Origin of the sequence: Bdellovibrio svalbardensis (assembly GCF_029531655.1) — a bacterium.
Taxonomy (GTDB): domain Bacteria; phylum Bdellovibrionota; class Bdellovibrionia; order Bdellovibrionales; family Bdellovibrionaceae; genus Bdellovibrio; species Bdellovibrio svalbardensis.
Map to the genome: position 1 here is coordinate 248,287 of NZ_JANRMI010000004.1, position 19,884 is coordinate 268,170.

General features: G+C 46.2%; 16 protein-coding genes. 3 read left to right on the forward strand and 13 right to left on the reverse strand.

Annotated elements, in window-relative coordinates:
- Nucleotides 1-81 precede the first annotated feature (81 nt).
- The 7 genes from NWE73_RS14155 to NWE73_RS14185 all read right to left on the reverse strand — a co-directional run bounded on the left by NWE73_RS14155 (nucleotide 82) and on the right by NWE73_RS14185 (nucleotide 8,888).
- Nucleotides 82-1,488, reverse strand: a complete 1,407-nt coding sequence (locus tag NWE73_RS14155; RefSeq protein WP_277578993.1) for a sigma-54-dependent transcriptional regulator — start codon at nucleotides 1,486-1,488, stop codon at nucleotides 82-84.
- A gap of 38 nt (nucleotides 1,489-1,526) precedes the next feature.
- A complete protein-coding gene (locus NWE73_RS14160; RefSeq protein WP_277578994.1) occupies nucleotides 1,527-3,107 on the reverse strand; it encodes a two-component system sensor histidine kinase NtrB in 1,581 nt (526 codons plus the stop codon).
- A gap of 1 nt (nucleotide 3,108) precedes the next feature.
- Nucleotides 3,109-4,320, reverse strand: a complete 1,212-nt coding sequence (locus tag NWE73_RS14165; RefSeq protein WP_277578995.1) for a type II secretion system F family protein — start codon at nucleotides 4,318-4,320, stop codon at nucleotides 3,109-3,111.
- Between the two features lies 1 nt (nucleotide 4,321).
- On the reverse strand, nucleotides 4,322-5,365 hold the full coding sequence (locus NWE73_RS14170; protein WP_277578996.1) for a P-loop NTPase family protein: 1,044 nt from the start codon (nucleotides 5,363-5,365) through the stop codon (nucleotides 4,322-4,324).
- A complete protein-coding gene (gene pilB, locus NWE73_RS14175) occupies nucleotides 5,365-7,068 on the reverse strand; it encodes a type IV-A pilus assembly ATPase PilB (RefSeq protein ID WP_277578997.1) in 1,704 nt (567 codons plus the stop codon). Before pilB ends, NWE73_RS14170 begins: the two co-directional genes overlap by 1 nt.
- 64 nt (nucleotides 7,069-7,132) lie before the next feature.
- The gene (locus tag NWE73_RS14180) at nucleotides 7,133-7,963 is read right to left on the reverse strand and encodes a Rossmann-fold NAD(P)-binding domain-containing protein (RefSeq protein WP_277578998.1); all 831 of its coding nucleotides are present in this window, start codon (nucleotides 7,961-7,963) and stop codon (nucleotides 7,133-7,135) included.
- A complete protein-coding gene (locus tag NWE73_RS14185; RefSeq protein WP_277578999.1) occupies nucleotides 7,941-8,888 on the reverse strand; it encodes a bifunctional riboflavin kinase/FAD synthetase in 948 nt (315 codons plus the stop codon). The genes NWE73_RS14180 and NWE73_RS14185 overlap by 23 nt, the downstream gene beginning before the upstream one ends.
- A gap of 73 nt (nucleotides 8,889-8,961) precedes the next feature.
- Here NWE73_RS14185 and NWE73_RS14190 point away from each other — a divergent pair, with 73 nt between their 5' ends.
- Together NWE73_RS14190 and NWE73_RS14195 are read left to right on the forward strand one after the other, a co-directional pair.
- On the forward strand, nucleotides 8,962-10,836 hold the full coding sequence (locus NWE73_RS14190; protein ID WP_277579000.1) for a CHASE2 and HATPase_c domain-containing protein: 1,875 nt from the start codon (nucleotides 8,962-8,964) through the stop codon (nucleotides 10,834-10,836).
- Nucleotides 10,837-10,850: 14 nt separating this feature from the next.
- Nucleotides 10,851-12,260 carry a sigma-54-dependent transcriptional regulator gene (locus tag NWE73_RS14195; protein WP_277579001.1) on the forward strand — a complete coding sequence of 470 codons (1,410 nt, stop codon included), beginning with the start codon at nucleotides 10,851-10,853 and terminating at the stop codon, nucleotides 12,258-12,260.
- Here the strand turns inward: NWE73_RS14195 and NWE73_RS14200 are convergent.
- Both NWE73_RS14200 and NWE73_RS14205 read right to left on the reverse strand, forming a co-directional pair.
- Nucleotides 12,235-13,335, reverse strand: a complete 1,101-nt coding sequence (locus NWE73_RS14200) for a glycosyltransferase family 9 protein (protein WP_277579002.1) — start codon at nucleotides 13,333-13,335, stop codon at nucleotides 12,235-12,237. The genes NWE73_RS14195 and NWE73_RS14200 overlap by 26 nt on opposite strands.
- A complete protein-coding gene (locus NWE73_RS14205) occupies nucleotides 13,259-14,413 on the reverse strand; it encodes a glycosyltransferase family 9 protein (protein WP_277579003.1) in 1,155 nt (384 codons plus the stop codon). The genes NWE73_RS14200 and NWE73_RS14205 overlap by 77 nt, the downstream gene beginning before the upstream one ends.
- Before the next feature lie 136 nt (nucleotides 14,414-14,549).
- On the opposite strand from NWE73_RS14205, the gene NWE73_RS14210 reads away from it, so the two are divergent.
- Nucleotides 14,550-15,683, forward strand: coding sequence for a cyclic nucleotide-binding domain-containing protein (locus NWE73_RS14210; RefSeq protein ID WP_277579004.1), 1,134 nt, complete (start codon nucleotides 14,550-14,552; stop codon nucleotides 15,681-15,683).
- A 58-nt stretch (nucleotides 15,684-15,741) separates the two neighbouring features.
- Here the strand turns inward: NWE73_RS14210 and NWE73_RS14215 are convergent, their stop codons facing one another.
- Genes NWE73_RS14215 through lpxB form a run of 4 tightly spaced genes read right to left on the reverse strand, consistent with a single transcriptional unit; the run spans nucleotide 15,742 to nucleotide 19,872 of the window.
- A complete protein-coding gene (locus tag NWE73_RS14215; protein ID WP_277579005.1) occupies nucleotides 15,742-16,839 on the reverse strand; it encodes a DUF3108 domain-containing protein in 1,098 nt (365 codons plus the stop codon).
- Nucleotides 16,840-17,721: a lysophospholipid acyltransferase family protein gene (locus NWE73_RS14220; RefSeq protein WP_277579006.1), complete on the reverse strand. Its 882-nt coding sequence runs from the start codon at nucleotides 17,719-17,721 to the stop codon at nucleotides 16,840-16,842.
- Complete coding sequence (lpxK, locus tag NWE73_RS14225; RefSeq protein WP_277579007.1) at nucleotides 17,693-18,724, reverse strand: tetraacyldisaccharide 4'-kinase; 1,032 nt, start codon at nucleotides 18,722-18,724, stop codon at nucleotides 17,693-17,695. The genes NWE73_RS14220 and lpxK overlap by 29 nt, the downstream gene beginning before the upstream one ends.
- Nucleotides 18,721-19,872 carry a lipid-A-disaccharide synthase gene (gene lpxB / locus NWE73_RS14230; protein WP_277579008.1) on the reverse strand — a complete coding sequence of 384 codons (1,152 nt, stop codon included), beginning with the start codon at nucleotides 19,870-19,872 and terminating at the stop codon, nucleotides 18,721-18,723. Before lpxB ends, lpxK begins: the two co-directional genes overlap by 4 nt.
- Nucleotides 19,873-19,884: the final 12 nt, after the last annotated feature.

Sequence of the window (19,884 nt, forward strand, 5' to 3'; positions counted from 1 at the left end):
GCAAATCAAAACAATTGAAGTCCAAGAAACAAAAAAGAGCAGGTTTCCCTGCTCTCTTTTTCAATCGTTAAGTTTTAGAGACTATTCATCATCCAGTTCGTCATCGCCCACGACACCTAGATTGTATTTTTCTATGCGATAACGCATAGATCGGAAGGAGATATGAAGTAGCTTCGCAGCTCTCTTCTTCACGCCCCCCGCAGAGTGAATGGCTTTAACCAACAACTCTTTTTCGATTTGCCCCATCACCTTGTCCAAATCAACGCCATCATCACCGATCTCGATTTCATTGGATGATGCCATCTTGCGACCTGAAGCCGTGTTAACCATTGGCGGCAATGACTCTGGTAAAATCGTCGCACCGCTCTCTAGAGCCACCGTGCGTTCAATCATATTTTCGAGCTCACGCACGTTTCCTGGATAATCGTACTTTTTTAGAATTTCCATCGCTTCGGCACTGATCGCACCGATATTCTTATTCAAACGCTCATTATACTTTTTTAAGAAATGATTCGCCAACAACGGAATATCTTCACGACGCTCACGAAGACCCGGGGTTTTAATATTGATAACATTCAAACGATAGAACAAATCTTGACGGAAAGTCCCCTTAGCAACCATCTCTTCAAGATTTCTATTGGTAGCAGCTATGATACGCACATCGACTTTGTTGTCATCTGTGGCACCCACTCTGCGAATCACGCGTTCTTGAATCGCACGAAGAAGTTTTACCTGAATCGACATCGGCAACTCGCCGACCTCATCCAGGAACAGAGTTCCCGTATCAGCCACTTCGAAAAGACCGGCTTTATCAGAAACTGCGCCCGTGAATGAACCTTTTTTATGACCGAACATTTCTGATTCCATCAAATTTTCTGGAATCGCTCCGCAGTTCACAGTGATAAACGGCTTGTCTTTCAAAGGACCGTTATAGTGAATCGCTTTTGCAACGACCTCTTTACCGGTACCTGACTCCCCCGTAATCAAAACATTCGTAGGAGTTTGCGATACACGTTTTACCATATCGTAAATAGCGTGCATTGCCGGCGAATTTCCAACCATGTTTTGGAAGGAGTATTCTTTGACCAATTCTTTTTTAAGAGATCTATTTTCTACTTCGAGATTGCGTGAACGAAGAGCGTTGTGGATGTTCAGGCGAACTTCATCGATCTTGAACGGCTTCGTCAAATAGTCGTAAGCGCCCATCTTCATCGCCTCAACTGCAGTCTCCGTGGTACCGAAGGCTGTGATGAGCATGAAAACGATCTCTGGATAAGTCTCTTTAACGAACTTCAAAAGCTCAATACCTGTGACATGAGGCATTTGAAGATCTGAGATAATCATATCGAAAGTTTTTTTAGCAAGAAGGTCTTTCGCCTTTTGACCATCCTCGGCCAAAGTGACTTCATACCCTTCTTTCTTGAGCATAATTTCTAAAAACTCGCGTATTGATTCTTCGTCATCGACGACCAGAATTCTCGACTTCATGTATCCGCTCCCACGTCCTGTGTATAGACGTTATTCTCTCAGTTAGCTTTTGGAAAAGTCAAAATAAACTCAGTACCTACACCCTGTTCACTCTCAACAAAGACCTGCGCTCCGTGACCTTCTAAAATCTTATGAGTCACAGCTAGACCAAGGCCCGTACCTTTGGGTTTCGTTGTATGAAAAGGTTCAAACATTTTCTTCCTTGTGGCTTCGCTCATTCCACTGCCGGTATCGCGAATTCGCACTTTCAAGTTCTTGTCTTCAACCGAAGCACTGACCGTTAATTGTGGCTTCTTTGCTTCATTCATGGCTTGATACGAGTTCAAAACAATATTCAAGAAGACTTGCTTCAACTTATCACGACGACCCAAGATGACTAAATTAGAATCAAACTCGCGAATCTGCTCAATGTCAGCGCGCAACTTTGCATCAGTCTTAATCGCATCAAGAACTTCATTCAATAGCGGCGCCAAGTCCACAGGATCCGTCGGCGGAACCTCAGGGCGAGAATAATCCAAGAATTCTGTGATCAAGTTATTCAGACGATCAATCTCGCGCAAAATAATCTTCATCAATTTACGATCATCATCATTGTTCACAGTTTGAGTGAGCATTTCAATGCTGCCGCTAATGCCCGCAAGAGGATTGCGAATCTCATGGGCAATCCCCGCAGCCAAACCACCCACAGCGGCAAGTTTTTCATTCTGACGAGCGGCAAATTCAAGCTGACGCACTTTCGTCAAATCATCGAACAAAGCTATCGAAAGATGGGCTTGCAATTCAGGACTGTAGACTTTGGAGATCGTCATACCCAGAATTTTTGCAGCCTGCTGCGGATCCAAACTATAGCGAACATCACCTTTGTACAAAGTTTGCTCGGCCATTTGAATATCTGGAAAAATCTCCGACCAGTTGACTTGAGTCAGATTGCTTTTCTCCAAGATCGCCTCTGCAGAAGCATTGGCCTGGACAATTTCGCCACTGTCCGTAAATGACATCATGCCTGACGGGATATTATTCACCAAAACCTGATTCAGCTCTTGAGCGGAACGCAGACTGAGACCGGTCTTTTTAAGCTCTTTGCCGACTGTCTGCAATTGTTCACTGAGGTATCCCGAAAGCCCCGCGACCGAGAAGAATGCAATATTATTCAGAACCAACAGAAAGAAGAAATTTAAAGCCTTCATCTCTGGAGAGAACAATGCCGCCAGAGTGAAGAAGATGCTTGTGAACAGAGCCAGAGTCAAAGCCCCGACACCACGACAAGCAATACCCGCCAGAAGAATGTTTACCAGATGCAAAAACAGAAACAACGACTGATTCACACCAAAATAGAAAATCAAAAGAGATATAAAGAAGGCATCGAGAACAAAACCCAGGAAAAGCACTCGGGGCTTTTCAATGGTCTGCTCCCAGCTCGCAAGCCAATAGATATGCAATCCCAGGGCAACAGTCAGGATTCCATAAAATGGACCCAACACTCCCCAGTTAACAAAGCTCCCCTGCACCAGCGCAGAAATGACACTGACCCCGAGGATCAGAATGAAAAGGCTGACTCTGACAAATTCAACTGTCAGCCCTTTATTTTTGCTGTTCTGAAGTGCAAAGCTAAGACGCATGTTACTGGATTGTTCCTGCCATGTTGAAGATTGGAAGATACATCGCCACCACGAGAACTGCGATAATACCACCGAGAACAACCATCAAGAGAGGCTCCAATAAAGAAGTCATCGCCTTGACTGCTGTTTCCACTTCGTCCTCATAAAAGTCAGCAATTTTACCAAGCATGATATCCAATGTACCGGACTGCTCACCGATAGAGATCATTTGCACGACCATCTCAGGGAAGGCTTTTTCACGCCCCAATGGAGCCGCGAAAGAACGCCCTGAAGTCACAGACTCTTTACAACGAAGCAAAGCCTGCTCAATGACGATATTCCCTGATGTCTTTGCGGCAATATCGATCGCTTCAATAAGGCCCACGCCTGAAGACAACAACGTGCCCAAAGTGCGCGTCAAACGGGCAATCGCAGATTTCTGAATAACTTCCCCAAAAACTGGCGCTTTGAAAAGAATGCGATCGAAGGTGTCTCGTCCCTCATCGGTCTTCACGTATTGCATAATCGCCATAGGTGCACCAATGATGACTCCCAAATAAACATACCAATGGGCCGTCAGTGAATGTGAAAGATCGACAACCAGTTGGGTTAACATCGGAGGCTTCTGACCTGAAGAGGCGAAGAACTCCATAAATTTAGGAATAATGAAAATCAAAATACCGGCAATTACGAAAATTGCCACAATGATGATAACGATCGGATAAACCAACGCTCCTTTAACTTGCCCCTTGAGCTTCTCTGATTTCTCCATATAAACCGCAAGACGCTGAAGGATCCCATCCAGGATACCGGCTTCCTCACCTGCTTGAATCATATTGCAATAAAGCTTATCAAAGACCCCTGGAACTTGCGCCATGGAGTCAGCCAAACGGCGACCACCTTCAATAGAGGTCTTCACCTGCGCCGAGGCTTCCTTCAACAAACCAGGACGCAAACCTTCAGACAAAATCTTCAGGGAATCCACAACCGGGATACCGGCATTGATCAAAGTCGCAAACTGACGGGTGAAAATTTGCAGGTCTTTACCCTTTACGCTGGGCGCGAAAAGTGAAGTGGACTTACCCACTCCAGGACGAGCTCCCAAACCAACACGAACAGGCAACAATTGCTGGGCACGCAAGCGAATGATCGCCTCTTGCTGAGAGTTCGCTTCGATCTCCCCTTGCACCATTTGTCCGCTGGCATTTTTCGCTTGGTATTGGAACTTCGCCATCTTAGATGCCTACCTTTTTTAACAGGAGATCCAAGTTGTCTGGGTCACGCGAAGTTTCGAAGGCAGTCTTAAGATCCACTCTGCGACGAATCAAATGCTGCAAGAGTGATTGATTCAAGGTCAGCAAACCTGAATTTTCCGGCGCTGCCAACATCAAGGACTCAATGCTTTTCAAGTTTTCAGTTTCAATGAGTTCTCTGATCTGAGGTTTAACCAAAAGAACTTCATGTGCAAAGATGCGCTCATTGTTCAGACCAGGCATTGAATACTGAGCAAAAGCCAAAGAAAGAACTTCCGCCAAGCGAGGCGCACCATGTTCAGCATATCTTTCAGACAAAGCGCCCAGACTACGACGAAGAGCATTTGGCAACGAAGGAGCCTTCATCGAATAGATGACAAAAACGCCTCTTTCCGCCAATGCCAATGCTTCAAGAAAGGTTTCCTCATCGGAATACCCATCGAACACCACCATATCGGCGCCGCTTAGTAAGTTATCTCTTTCCTCTTTGCGGGCGAAAGCTCCTGAGTGATACAGGAAGCTGGCCTTGGCTTCGCGAATTTGAGGAAAGGCTTTCGGAGAAAAAACCACACCGAGGAACGACTTTTCCTCGCCCATTTTATTAAGAATTTTATAAAGTGATGTCACTTGCCCTGCTTCACCAGGACCGGACAACAAGACCAATCCCTTCATGCGCAGACAGGTTTCCATCACGCTGGCTGGGACTTGAATGTCTTGGCGAGCGCCGTCCACATCCAAATCCAAAACCGCCTTCATCGTGCTATCTTGTTGAAAGAACGAAAAACCAATTCGAAGATTTTCAAAAGAGGACTCCCCCTGCACAACGCCTGTTGTTTCAAGAACAGCCTTTTGATGAGAATCCAAGAAACTTTGCTGAAGAAGATTCCATTCTGTCATCAGACCCGGAGCCGGTCTCAAACTCTCCCACCCCGTCGCGGCACGAGCGCGGGGCTCGCTTCCGACGATGAAAAGAAATTCTTGAGCTCTTTTGGCTTTCGCCTGCAATAGAAGTTCGGTCAAACTCATTAGATGTCCTTCACTGATGCATTTAAGACTTCTTCAATTGTTGTAATGCCACGTTTTAATTTTAACAAAGCACTACGACGCAAAGTTCTCATCCCTTGCTCGCGCGCCAGATAACGAAGCTGACCTGTCGAGGCCCCTTTAAGGATCGCTTCTTTCATCTTTTCTGACATGCTCATCAATTCGTAAATTGCCGCACGTCCTTTAATTCCTGTACCGGCACAGTTCGCGCAACCCTTGCCTTTGGCAAGCTTGTACTCACCGACGTCATTGGGCGCGACACCCAAATTTATTAAAGTCTGTGCGGGCACCTCAAAAGGAGCTTTACAAGACTCACAAATACGTCCCACAAGACGTTGAGCGACGATTAAATTGACCGTGGAAGTGATGATATAAGGAGCGACACCCATCTCAGTAAGACGAATCACCGTCCCTGGAGCATCATTGGTATGCAGAGTACTTACAACCAAGTGACCCGTCGAGGCCGCTTTAAACGCAATCTCTGCCGTCTCCAAGTCACGAATCTCCCCCACCATAACAATGTCGGGGTCTTGACGAAGGAACGATTTCAATGCGCTCGAGAAAGTCAGATCAATATCAGGATTCATCTGCACCTGATTGATACCTTCCAAGTTGAACTCTACAGGATCTTCCGCCGTCGATATATTCACGTCGGTTTGATTCAACTCCTGCAAGGCTGAATAAATTGTCGTAGTTTTACCGGAGCCCGTAGGACCCGTAATCAAGACCATCCCTTGTGGAAGATGAATACAGCTTTTGAAGATCTTTAGATCATCTTCTTCAAATCCCAGTTTGGTCATATCCAACTGAAGATTTGATTTATCCAACAAACGAAGAACAACTTTTTCACCCCAAATAGTTGGAAGGACACTCACACGGAAGTCCATCTCTTTACCTTTGGTGGTTCGAACCTTCAAACGACCATCTTGAGGACGGCGTTTTTCTGCGATATCCAGCTTGGACATGATCTTAATACGCGAAGCAATTGCCGCAGCGGCGCCCTGAGGAGGTGCGGTCGCTTCGACCATGTTTCCATCGATGCGGAAGCGCACGCGATATCTTTTTTCATAGGGCTCAAAATGAATATCAGAAACTCTTTTTCGGATGGCATCCGATAAGATGGAGTTCACAAACTTAACAATGGGGGCATCATCACTGGCGCCCTCTTGGTCAATAATTTCCGCAGTCGGACCCGCGCCCGCGAACTCATCGTCAAAGCTCTCTGAATTCATTGAATTCAAAGACTTAGTGCTGATACTGCCACCGTAATATTTTTCGATAGCAGAGACGATAGCGCTTTCCGTTCCAACCACCGCTTGAATGCGGCATCGAGCGATGAAACGCAAATCTTCCTTCACCATTATATTAGATGGATCCGCGAAGGCCACGACCAAGGTGCTTCCCGCACGTTGCAGCGGAATCAGTGTGTGTTTTTCACACAAGTCACGTGGCACCATCGCAATAACAGAGGGTTCGATTTCGAAAGTATTTACTTCGACACCAGGAACCGCATAGTTCTTTTCAAGTGCGCGAAGGATTTGATTCTCTTTAAGAAATCCCAGTTGAATGATGGCAGTTGTCAGTCTGTGTCCAGATTTTTTTTGCTCTTCAACAGCCAATGCAAATTGGTCCGCTTTCAGCAGACCATGCTTAACTAAGATTTCACCAACTTTGAGTGAAGACATTGTGGCTCCCCTTTATTACCTTAATATAGGGTGCCGTTTTTTGTAACTAGACGGAGGATGAGTTTTAAGGAGAGATTTGCTTCAAAAAGCTTTTCCAGCTTTCGCGAAGATCCTCGACTTTCAACGAGGCACCAAGCTGCAACTTCTCTAACCACAAATGCGTTAGCGAAGCCGCCACCAAATGAGGATGCAAAACTCGCAACTCAGCACGCTCCGCCTCCTCAAGAAGTGGGTTGTGATAAGGCATCAAATTAAGATCCATAACATAGCCATCTCGTTTCAAAAAATTGAAATAAGACAAGTCACTCAGAAGAGATTTATTCTGAGAGACATCCAGCGTGTTCACAATGATCGATCCACTCACCGATTGAATCGTCAATTCGTCGGCAAGCAGTTCATGAAATTTAATACCCAAGTGATTCCGTCGCAGAACTTCCATTTGCTCAGCCAGGCGGGACTTGTCCTCACCCACAACATAAATTTCTGAAAATCCTATTTGCGCAAACACGGAAGCAACCACTCGTGCACGCTCCGTATCACCAACAACAAAAGCCGGGACCCGAATATCCAGATCCCGCGCACAATCCACCAGGACTTTACGAAGAGCTTCGTAAAAATAAAGCCGTGGATACCATTTGCCGTCCTCTTTCACAAAACAATCCATCGAACGCACTGTGCGCACCAAGGTCGGTTGTATATGCAACTGAGGCAAAATCATCGCTGACAGTTCAAAATCCACTTTCGCCATCTCTGCGGTTTCCAAAATCTCTGCAGAGTACTCAGTATGATTCTCAAACTGCAGGTCCCAACCCTGCTCCTTTGCAAGGAATTCCAAATGACGACAAAATAGTCCCGGGCCAGCCGGATTGAACTCAAGAATTTTTCGCGCGCTCATTAAAGTACCTACGGGCTGCTTGCATGTCGTTTTGGATCTGTGCTTTAAGCTGTTCAATGCCGTTGAATTTCATCTCATCCCGCAAGAAATGCAGAAGGAACACCTCGATTTCAACGCCGTAGAGATGAGCATCGAAATCAAACAGATGAGTTTCAATTTTGATGGGACTTTTTTTATCTTCATGAAATGTCGGATTGATACCGATATTCGTGATCGATGGATGCATGTGACCACCGAACTTCGTCAATGTGAAATACACTCCTTGGCGAGGCACAAACTCCACATCCGGATGCAGATTTGCTGTCGGTACACCAATGGTACGACCTCTTTGGAAGCCCTTTTCAACATGCCCCCGCAAATAGTAAGTGCGCCCCAACAATTCATTGGCTTTTTCGATATTACCGGCCTTCAAGGCATCACGAATCTTAGTAGAAGAGACCACTAAATTCGCCTGCTGAAATGGCGGAATGATAATAAGACGAATGCCATTTTCAGCGCAGAACTTCTCCAAGAAAGGAATATTCCCGGCGCGATCCACGCCGAACGAAAAATCATGCCCGACGACCAAGGTCTTTGGATGCAAATTTTTAACGATATAATTCTCAAGAAATTCCTGAGGCGTGATTTGCGAAAAGTCCTTCGTAAACTCTTCGATAATGACGGCATCAATGCCTTTGGCGGCGAACTGCTCTTGCTGATCACGAAGGTCGAAAAGCCTCTCCGTGGCCCTTTCAGGATGCAAAACTTTCACAGGGTGAGGGTGAAAAGTATAGACTACAGAGGGAACCCCAAAATACTGGGCCTCTCGAGTCACGTTCTCGACGAGCTGTTGATGCCCTAAGTGGACCCCATCAAAATTGCCTATTGTGACCACCGAGGCCGCCAGAGGTGTCTTAAGCTGTTTCACGCCTTGATAAACTTGCATACCCTCAAATATACCCCCAAAGACCCACCCTCGGTAAGTACTTTTAATTGTTGATATTTCTAATATTTTTGCTATGTTGCAACGCGTGCAAAACCAGAGATTTAAAGAGTTCATTTATCGTAGCGAAGTCCTGCTCCGCTTCTTCTCGCGCCGCCGAGGTTTTTGGCTGCGTTACCTTCTGTGTTGGGTGATCGGATGCGTGACTCTTTCCACCGATGAAATCAATTCTTACGACCAGCGCTTTCAATTGCGCGGAGATCAAAAGGTCAGTTCTGACATCGTGATGATCACGATCAAACAGTCTGATATTTCAAACATCTACGATGCCCGAACAAACTCTTTGGGCAACATCAACGAAGCGACGGATATCACGGACAGCTTTTTCTGGGATAAGAAAACCTGGACTGGACTCCTCACTCGCCTGCTTAAACAAAATCCCAAATCCATCGGGGTCGTTCTGTATTTCGGGGATAATATTGGCGCGGTGTACATGACGCCTGATGAGCGCAAATTGTTTGATGACCCTCGTATCACCTGGGCCAGCACCACAAACAACTTAGAGCGTGTTCTGACCCCGGTCTTCGCCAATCGTGATAAAAACAATTTAGGAAACAATGAACTGCGCAGAGACGAAGATGGCATCGTTCGCCGTGTCTTCCCTTCCCGCGACGACACACCTCATTTGGTTGAGAAGATCACGGGTAAGCACTTCCCCACAACATTGGCGGGACTGCCTATCAACTTCCGCGGTTCAAGCCGCGTCTTTGCCCAGTACTCTTTGAGCGAAATTCTTTACGATGAATTACCGGCAAATACTTTCACCAACAAGATTATTCTTATTGGTGCAGAAACCTCGTCAGCTCCAGTCTACTCAACTCCGGTCGGCACCCTGTCACGCACCGAAATCATGGCGCATATCACGGACACGGTATTAGGGAATAAATGGATCAAACGCCTGGGCTTCTTATGGTATGCCGCAGGATTTATGGTCTTGATGTGGCTCGCGGTTTTCATTATCACCACCTACCCTCAATCCGTGGCCTTGTTCTTCATCATCTGGATAGCGACTTTGCTGGCCGCTTTGTCAGCCTGGGTTTTTGATAGTTTCTATTTCTGGTCCCCGGCTTTTTCGCCGTTCGTGCTTCTGGCTGCGACATGGACCATTTTCATCGGCTATCAAGCGACCAAGATTGAAAAACAAAACTTCGCACTTCAGCAAGAACAACAGTATCTGGCAGAGCTAGAACAATTAAAAAATAACTTCGTCAGTCTGATTTCTCATGACTTGAAAACTCCGATTGCAAAAATTCAAGCCATTGTGGATCGCCTGATGACACAGCATCAGGACAATGAACTGGGACAGGACTTAAAGTCTCTTCGTTCTTTCAGTGACGAATTAAATCGCTATATTCAATCCATCCTGAAAGTACTCCGTGTTGAATCCCGCGATTTTAAAATCAATACAGATGTTGCCGACATCAATGAAGTCATCGAAGAGGCCTTGCAACAACTTCGTCCCCTGGCCCGCGAGCGAGGCATCCAAGTTCATACTTCACTGGAGCCCATGTTTTCTTTGGAGTTTGATAGCACCTTGATTAAAGAAGTGGTTATCAACCTGGTCGAGAATGCGATCAAATACTCCCCGGCGGGTGGCAGTATTGAAGTGGTCTCACATGAAGTGGACGAATATGTTCACGTTCTGGTGAAAGACACCGGAGAAGGTATCAAACCTGAAGACCTGGATAAAGTCTGGGGAAAATTCACTCGCGGTAGTGATCAGGATTTGAAAACCAAAGGGACAGGACTTGGCTTGTATCTCGTTAAATATTTTATTGAACTGCATGGTGGCAAGGTCACCATGGAAAGTAAATTGGGTCACGGAACCACTGTGACTTTTACTTTGCCGCTTGAATCTGAAAATAACTACTCCGACAGTGTCGGAGTGTAGACCGAGGAACCAGTATGAACAAACTCCACACATTGATCGTAGATGACGAAGCAGAACTGCGCCGTTCCGTTATCTCTATTTTGCAATCTGCAATGCCGGAAATTGAGTTTTCAATTGAAGAGGCTGCGACTGGCAAAGAGGCGCTGGACAAAGTAAAAGCAAAAACCTGGGATCTGGTGTTGATGGACGTAAAGATGCCAGAGATGAACGGCCTCGAAGCACTCACTGCTATTAAAGAGCACGATCCGCGCACATTCGTAGTGCTGATGACCGCGCATTCAAATTTGCATGATGCTGTTCAAGCCATCAAAGACGGCGCCTATGATTACGTGGAAAAACCAGTCAAACCAGAGTTGCTCACTGAAATCGTGCGCAAAAGTTTGGAAGCCCGCGACTTGGTTTCCAGCCTGGCCCTTTCAAATCCCGTATTTGATGATGATATCGAAAGTGAATTTGTTGGCGGCAATTCGAAAATGAAAGAGGTGTTCAACCTCATCTATCGTCTTTGCAAAGTCGACACCACTGTTTTGATTCGTGGTGAAAATGGAACCGGTAAAGAACTTGTTGCACGCGCCATCCATTTCAACTCCCCTCGCAAATCGGGCAGCTTTGTCGCGATCAACTGTGGGGCGATTCCAGAGTCCTTGATGGAAAGTGAATTGTTCGGTCACGAAAAAGGTGCTTTCACCGGCGCGGTGGAAAGAAAAATCGGAAAATTCCAAATTGCCAACAACGGAACTTTATTCCTGGATGAAATTGGTGAACTTCGCCCAGACATGCAGGTTAAGCTTTTGCGCGTTCTTCAGGAAAAGAAATTCACGCCCGTGGGTGGAAATCGTGAAGTGAAAACCACGACACGTATTATTGCCGCCACCAACCGCAACTTGGAAAAAATGATGGCCGACGGAACATTCCGCGAAGACTTGTTCTATCGTTTGAATGTTATGCCCATCTTCTTGCCGAACTTGCGTGATCGTCTGGATGACATTGAAGCTCTGGCTCAGCACTTCATTAAGAAATTCGCCCGCCAGCATGCTCGAAACATCACCGGCGTCACACCAGAGGCGTTGGATATGTTGAAGTCTTATCGCTGGCCGGGAAATATTCGCGAACTTGAAAATGTCGTTGAGCGCGCGTTTATTGTTGAAAACAGCAATCAGATCACCGTCGACTCGTTACCTGAATCTATTCGTTTGGCGCCAAAGGATTCTGCAGATAAAACAGCCAGCGTTGGCTACTCTGGCCCATTGGACTTCGATGCTTTCAAAGAAGGAATGGAAAAAGAATTTATTGTGAGTGCTTTGAAAGCGAACCAAGGCCGCATCAATCAAACAGTGGCGCAAGCGAATATTCCGAAGAACACCCTTCTTCGCAAGATTCGTAAGTATGGAATCAATGTTAAGGATTATTCGGGCGAAGAATAAAGCCCGCCGATTTAAGAACCTCGTCTGCTGAAATATTTTTCATGCAGACGTGGGTTTTAATTGGACACACCTGATGTCCATGTTTTCCACAAGGGCGACAAGCCAGCTCCTCGTTTTGCACCACATAGCTTTGTGCCGACCACGGGCGAAATCCAAACTCTAAAATTGTCGGCCCGAAGACTGCAATGAGCGGCGTTTCACAAACCGAAGCCAGATGAGTTGATGCGCTGTCGTTACCAATCAATAAGGCCGCTCGCGCAATGAGCTGCGCGGATTCAAAGATCTTGGTTTTTCCGGCCAGTGATACTGTGTCTGGAATTTGTGCCGCCACTCGTTCAGCAAGTTCTTCCTCGCCAGGGCCACCCATCACATAGATTACATACCCTTGAGCTTTTAAGGCCTGTCCGGCTTTAATAAAACCTTCGTCAGTCCATCGCTTCGTGGCCCACACACTGCCAGGGAAAATCAAAACGGCTTTGCCTTCTTTAAATCCTTGAAGCTGAAATTTCTTTTCAAGTTCTGCGAAGAGTTCATTATTCAACACTGTTGAACGCAAACTCATAGAGGCCCATGCGGGAGGCGCTGAAAGACGTCCATACTCCTGAGGAGCATAAGGTCTTTCTTGATCGCGGTAGTCCTTCAGCAGGCTTTCCAACTCTTTATCGACGGTTTGCAAAAGACTCATTTGCCTTAAAGCATCCGGCAGAAATGAATTTCGCGGGATGCGCGAGTCATAGGCAAAGAAGCTCCAGAAATTTTTGTAGCCAATTTTATGTTTTGCCTGAATCTGTCGACAAAAGAATGCCGTACGCACCGATTGATGTGGCGAAATTACGTAATTAACTTCTTGAGTTTTAAGGTGCTCGACAATTTTTCGATAAGATTCTTTATTACCTTTTTGGATTTCAAATACTTGATCCACCAATTGGGTTTTAAGAAGGAAGTCGCCCAAGCCTTGACGACAAACCAGAGCCAACTTGTGATCAGGCCACAGCTCTTTACAGCGCTTCAATAGCGGGATCGACAGCAGCAGATCCCCTAGAAAGGCAGTTTGTACGACTAGATTTAACGGCATCCAGAATCTCCATCAGAGAGACCTGATCGTAGCACATTATGTCTTTTTCACAAGCTCTCTTCCAGCAAGGAGCACAAGGGCTTTTTGTCAAAATCTTTGCGCCCCGCTCATAAATGTCAATCTCGTGAGCACAAGTGGGCCCAAACCAGGCAATGACCTGCTTTTGCTGAGAAATCGCCATATGCATTCCCAAACTATCACCTGTAATAACAATGTCACAGGCCGCAACGCTGACCAACCCATCACGCAAACCGGAACGAGTCTCTGATGAAATCACAGGCAACCCCGTCGCAATCAACACATTGCGCTCGGTATCTTCGGGGCCTCCCAGCAGAACCAACTGAGCATCTGGAATTTCATGAGATAATTTTTGAATGAGAATTCGATGATATTCGACCGTCAATTTCTTATGGGCAATCACATTGCTGCACCCAGTATTTAATCCGATGATCAGGGACTTTCCCTGTAACCATTCTGAGCGACGAGCTTGGCGTGTCAGGTCCTCTTGCTTATTCAATGGAAGCCAGTACTCATCTCTTTGGAAAGGACCTAACTCTAAAGCTTCGACCATAAGCTGGGTCTCTGCCTTGGTATTCTCAAAGAATTTTTTTTCATCATTCAAACCGAGTTGCCACAATTCATTGGCAGCCGCGGTAGCGGGCACAATTGCCCCATTGCGCGGGTTCACCGTAAATCCAAAGATTTGATCCACAGTTGTTCGTTTAAGAACTCCCACGGCCTTAAGAGACTTATCAATGACCAAAGCGACTTCGAACTCCAAAGTGGATAACTGCAAGAGATCGGCTTCGGTCGTCGTCAAGACGCGGTCAATGGCAGGATGATTATGCAATAGTTGGTGCGCGGGAGCATCCGTCACCCAGGTCACCATACTCGAAGGGTATTTTCTTTTGATGGCTCTCAACAAACTGGTGCTACGAACCACGGCGCCTAAGGCCCCCAGATGAACGACTAACAAAGAGATCTGCGGAATGTCTTTATGCGCGCATGAAGAGTCACAGAACTCATTTTTTTTGCAAGGCTTGTATCCTGAAAAATGTCGACAATCACTTACTGGCATCTCTCAATTCTATATGAATTCACGACATTCTTAAGGGGAAGCTTGTCACCCCTATGGACTTCAGGACCTCAGAGAGGCAGAATCAGGACCTTTGTTGAGGCGACCGGGTCTTTCCTTTTTCCGATAAGTCCCCTACATGAAAATTGAAAAAGAGAACCTGCAATTCCACCCCTTCCAACTCACGCCCCAAGAGCAAGGCGGACTGGTGACCTTGAGCGGTCGCAAAGACAGCTTCCGCTTAACTCCCCTGCAGTATTCTTACTTGGATGTTTTAAAAAATGGTCTCTCTATTGAGGGATTGGTGCAGTTTTTCTTAGGTCAAGGTTGGCTGGTCAACTTCCGCGAACTTTATGCGCTCATTCAATTTTTGGTGACCGAACGAGTGATTCGCAATCCTGCCGTCATAGATTATTTTAAAAAAGCGCTTTCAGATGATGCGCCCATGATATTCAGTTCCCTCTCAGCAATGACAGGAATAGCAGCGACTCAGGTGAATCCCGCCGAACTCCCCTTCTTTCGCTCCCTTGAATTGAATCTGGCTAAATATTTACTAAAAGGCGCTGAGCGCTTTCAAGTGCCTGCGCAAATTCGCCTCACCCATGCGGGGCAAACCGATCGTGATCTCTATATTCTTCTGAAAGGCCAAGCTGCTATCTACAAAGTGATTGATCAACATCGTCGGCAAATGGTCGCAACTTTGAATGAAGGATCTCTTTTTGGCGAAAGAGGATTTTTACTAAATCAGCCTCGCAACGCCGATGTTATTACGACCGCTCCGTCTGAGGTTCTGCGCGTCCGTCATCTGCCTGAATTTGATCAATTGATTAAAACAGATAAAGCACAAAGCCTTCAACATCGCTTCTGGGTGATGCAAGCGCTGTTGTCCTCTGATATTTTCAAAGAACTTCCTACAGACACCCTGGATGCCCTGGTCTTTGCAGGACGCTTGGTGCAGGCCCCTGCCAATCAGGTGCTCTTCCAAGAAGGGCAACGTGGAAATACTTGTTATATTCTCATTCAAGGGGCTGCTGTCGTTTCAAAACAGGGTCGCGCCATCAATGTGATGAACCAAGGGTCATGCTTCGGGGAAATTTCATTGCTCGTCAGCGGCGGAGTGCGCACGGCCTCTGTCATCACTCAACGTGATTCAGTGCTGCTCGAAATTCAACAGAATGATTTTTACAAAATGCTTTCGCAAAATCTCATTCTTGCAAAAGAAATTGAGACTCTTGCAGCCGCCCGTCTTCAGAAAGATGCCACTCGAAAATAAGTCTGCCCACCTTTGGTGAGCCCCCTAATGCGCCGAGCCTCAAAAAGGTACGGCGTACCTATTTTCCGGGTTTGATTTCTACGACTTCGGAGATAAGGGTGCCGATTTTGATTTTGGCTTCGATGCGGAGGATATAGCGACGATCGTCGTCGGAAAGCCAGATCAGGTTTTCGCCGATGGATTTGAACTTCCCTTTAAGCATGATGTTCGGTTGAATCACAATGGCCTTCATCGGACCCAATTTGGTCTCTAAGACTTCCTTGCGCAAAGCTTTGCCAGAGAACACCAGATTCTCTTTATCGTTGGCAACACGGAAAGCGTATTCTTTGCCCACTTCCCATTGGAAAAATCTCATATAGAAAACAGCGCTATAGACATTCTGAGTGTAGGGCAAAATGTCCCAGTGTTGCTTCTTTTCTTCGACGCCGTCTTTTTCAGTCACTTTCTTTTCCCAGAAAGTTGCTGTGCTGTCTTTGTCATTGAAAAGCATTTTGGCTTCGCGAAGCTGACCAGATTCTTTGACATGCAATTGGAAAACGCTTGGCACCAAAGAGTTGTAGTCCATAAAAATATCAACGCTGTCGTCGACACTGTAAAAAGACGAAAACAACGAGCTTGTACTGATAAACATTTTCAAAGAATAAGCTTTGCGATCATTCACAGTCACAAAGGGATCGACGCGCATTTTCAAAGTTCCTGCGGAAACTTTGAAATAATTCACATCGTGAATGACTTCTTCTCCGACTCGGATTGGATCTTGAATGGGACGACGACCGTCAAAACCCGCATCGTCTTCGATATCAGGCTGTCGACGTGTCACCACAGCTTCCGCGACTGGGGCCGCAGCAACGACTGCCGCTTCTTTCTTAGATTTTGCTTTTACCTTCGTTTCAGTTTTTTTCTCTAAGGAAGGCGAAGTTTTACCAGCTGACTTTGCTGGTTTCTTTGCTGGAGCAGGAGCTACTTCGGTTTTCGCAGGTGGGCTGACCGCGGAGGTGGCTTCGGGAGTTGCGGTCGCAGAGGGCTCGACAATCTTCACTTTCTCATCGAACTCATCCATCTTCTTGAGTTGATCCGCTTTTTCATACTTCAAAAATGAAGTCGAGCAAGAAGAGAGCAGAAGAGTTGAGATGATGAGAAACGAGCTGTACTTCACTTAAAAGTCCTTCCAACGCCGATGCACCCACATCCACTGTTCAGGGTGCTTCCTAATAATCGACTCCAGCTTGTCATTGAAGGCCTGAGTCATATTAGAGATGGTCTGATCCTTATCATCAACGACACATTTCGCTAAGTCCATTGCTGGTTCAATAACTGTGTGAAGTTTTTTATCAGGCCCCTCGTAGGTATAGATCGGAAGAACCGGCGCCTTGGTTTTTTGCACAAACAGAGCTAGACCATAGGCCGTCCCCGTCCGTTTTCCAAAAAAGGTGCTCGCGATTCCGAAAGGCTTTCCCATGTATTGATCCAAAACAAAAACCAAAGCGGCTTTCTTTTTTAAGGCCTTTAAAATCTCAAAGGCATTGTTCGGAGAATGGGCATCAATGTATTGAACACCTTGAGATCCACGAACTGCAAACCACATGTCATCGAACCATTTGGTTTTGAAACGCTTGGTAATGATATAGATCTCTTGTCCACGCATGGCGACAGTGTTGGCCCCCATATCGCCATTGCCTAAATGCAAAGTCAGAAAGAAGATCCCTTTGTTTTGCTTAGATGCTTCTTCTAAGTTTTCCCAACCTTCAATCACGGCATTCTTATCGAGCCATTTTTGGTTCATCGAAGGAATTGTAAAAATCTCGGCAAAGTTATATCCCAATTGATAAACAGATTCGCGACCGACCGCACGTCTTTGCTCGTCAGTCCACTCTGGAAAGGCGAGTTTCAAGTTATCCAGGACAATTTGGCGACGAAAGCCAAAGACATCAAACCACAAAAAACCCACCCAAGAACCCATCTTGCGGAGGACTTGGCGAGGAAACAAAGAACTGATGGCCGTAGCAATTTTAACGATGAGCTGAACTAAGAATTTCACTGATAACCTCATAAAGACGACCTTTTTTTCCCAATTCTGCCACTTCTAAGGAGGCACTCCACAGAGTCGGAGTTTTGGGCATCAAGGGGCGTAATTTCACGGCGTCTTTTTCCGTTGTGATCAAGTAATCACATTGAGATTTTTCGAATTCTTCCACGATCTGGCGGGCATCATTCTCCGTGTATTGATGATGATCACGGAAGTGCAGGCTCTTTTTAGAAACCTCACCGATTTCCCTCATCATTTTCTCGAAAACATCAGGACGCGCGATCGCCGAAACCAAGAACAGTTTCTTCCCCTGCAATTCTTCTCGAGACTTAAATTCGGATTGTTTTTGATTCCAAAACTTTCGAATATCATAACCGAAATACAAAACTTCTTTGTTCTTCGGAAGCTTTGCTTCCAGAGCCTTCAGATTGGCCTCGTCAGCCAGGTTGCATTTGGTCAGAACAATCAAGTCAGCTCGTTCCAGGCCTGCCCAAGATTCACGGGCACGCCCCTCCGGAACCACTTCATAGTTCGCCATGTCTTCGGTGGCATCCAAAATCACAATATTCAAATCACGTTGCAGTTTGCGGTGCTGAAAACCGTCATCAACGATGACGACATCATACTTTTCTTTACGGACTGCATATTCAGCAGTTCGCCACTTCGTCGAGCCTACAAAGACTGCGACTTCCGGGTTTGCTTGCGCCAACAACAATGGTTCATCACCATAATAACGTGCTCCGAAGGGATGACTGACATCCACCCAACAAGGTGCTTGCGCATCCGCGCGGTAAGAGCGGCTGACAACAGCCACTTTTCTTCCCGCCTGAACCAAATATTTAAGACAAAAATCCGTCAGTGGGGTTTTGCCGGTTCCGCCAACTGTCAAATTTCCAATACTGATGACTGGAATTGGAGCCTTATAAGCTTCGATCACGCCGCGATCATAGAGGGAGTTTTTAACCCCCACGATCTGATCATACAAAAATGACAGCGGACGAAGATAAGGTCTCATGGCTTTAGGTACTCATCCAAAGCAGCAACCACACGCTGAGTTGCGCCCTTATCACCAAGATAAGAACGAAGCTCGCCCAGGTCTGATTTAATTTTGGAATAGTAAGCGGGATCCACTATATAGCGTTCCAACAAAGCCGCGATTTTCTCTGGAGTGACTTCGCTCTGGAATCTTTCCGGAACCGCTTCGCGATTCAAGATCAAATTCACCAAACCAAAATATTTGGTTCCACGAACGACAAGCTTCGCAAAAACGCCCGTGAGCCATTTCATCTTGTACATGATAACCATCGGTTTCTTCAGCAACCCCACTTGAAGGGTGGCAGTGCCCGAAGCGACCAACATCATGTCCACCAAGTGGATCATACGGAAGGGCTCGTCTTTAAGAAGAATATAAGGCAAGCGGAAGTCTTCGAGATAGTCCTGCATTTGCTCTTTGCTAAAGGTCGGTGCCGTCAGAATCACAACTTTCAAATTAGGATATTTCTTGGCAAGAATTCTTGCCGCATCCAATTGAATCTGAAAATGCTGTTTGAGTTCCAAACGACGACTGCCCGGCATCAAGCCCAAAACAATTTCATCATCCCGGATACCGCATTGATTGCGATGGGTCTTTAGATAAGCCTCATCGTCGATCAAACGCTCATCCAATTCGTCTAACAAGGGATGTCCCACGAAATCACAGGGAACCCCGTGCTCCTCATAGAAAGGCACCTCAAAGGGAAAAAGAACGAAAACTTTTTTGCAGTATTTTTTGATCGTCTTAACACGGCCCTTACGCCATGCCCAGACTTGTGGGGAAATATAATAAACAACCGGAATGCCCAACGCATGAAGCTTCTTCGCCAACATTAAATTGAACTCAGGGTAATCCATTACTACTGCCACTTTAGGGCGGCGCTTTTCAGCTTCCGCCACCAAATTGTCAAATACGCCTTTAAGAAGGCTGAAGTGATTGATGATCTCTGCCGCGCCAACTACAGCCATCTCTTCGGATTTACCAAGACGTTCAAATCCCAGATTTTCCATTTCCTGACTGCCAACACCGAAAGCATGGACTTTACGCCCCTGCTTCTTCCATGTTTCAAGAATACGCTGAGCATAGGTAACACTGGATGCTTCAGCTGCGACAAATAAAACCTGATCCATGAATCCTCATTT